The sequence below is a fragment of the Neglectibacter sp. X4 genome (assembly GCF_009917365.1).
In the GTDB taxonomy this organism is placed as follows: Bacteria; Bacillota; Clostridia; order Oscillospirales; family Acutalibacteraceae; genus Acutalibacter.
On record NZ_QWLE01000200.1, the window covers coordinates 1 to 831 of the forward strand.

The 831-nt window shown below is 42.7% G+C and carries 1 protein-coding gene and 1 pseudogene; both read right to left on the reverse strand.

Annotated features, from left to right (window positions below):
- Positions 1 to 307 precede the first annotated feature (307 nt).
- Entirely contained in the window at positions 308 to 634 is a 327-nt protein-coding gene (locus tag D1841_RS17655; protein WP_251632575.1) for a hypothetical protein, read from the reverse strand.
- Positions 631 to 831, reverse strand: a pseudogene (locus D1841_RS18835) (IS30 family transposase); the annotation flags it as partial. The pseudogene D1841_RS18835 and the gene D1841_RS17655, both read right to left, overlap by 4 nt.

The following is an 831-nucleotide window of genomic DNA, read 5'->3' on the forward strand; positions in this document are numbered from 1 at the left end:
AAAACTCGGACTGCGGTACTACGTTATATTAGTAATTAAATATAAATAACAAAATTTTAAAAAGGGTCAATTGCCAAGGTGAATTCCAGTTTGCCTAAGTAAATGTCAGGTACGCAAGAGTGGAGGATGTAAAAAGCTATGGAAAGTAGTGAAATTGATGCCAGAATAGGGTAAAATAGTGTTAATGCAGGGAAATTCGGGCATAACAAAAAGCCGTCAGCATTCATATTTTTATTTTTGCCAGAGTGAATTCTGCCGGCTGATGGTCTTGTGAAACTAGCGATATATCCCGGTAATCCATTAAAAATTAAAGTTCTAGCAGTTCATCGTGTTTTACGTAGCATTTGCGTTCTTCGCACCATAAAGGCTGGGTGTCTGGTCCTTTCCAGCTGTCCCATGGACCGGCGGAATAGCCGTATTCCAGACGGTAGGCTTGCAGATAATTTAACTGCCAGCCGTCGCTGTCCAGATACTCCCATGGATTGGATTCAATCTCATGACCAGAGCGAACCCAGTTGCGAAGCATGTAACGTTCGCTGCGTGTCATGGGAACAACATCTTCCATTTCATGGAGTGCACAAAGGTTGAACTGATAGTCGATGGATTGTTTATCGTAAATGGTTCGTCTTTTCACAGGGATGCACCTCCTTTTCTAAAGATGGAAGACTTCAGGGTAACTTCTTTGGAAGGAATTCTGCGGCAGCCGAGAAGGTGAAGGGTTTCGGCGCCGAAAAAGAATGCAAACATTTCGTGAGGGCATTTGTTGCTCAGGCTTTCCCTGCAGTAAGAATTAATATGATGCATCATGAGTGAAATATCCTCTTGGCAAAG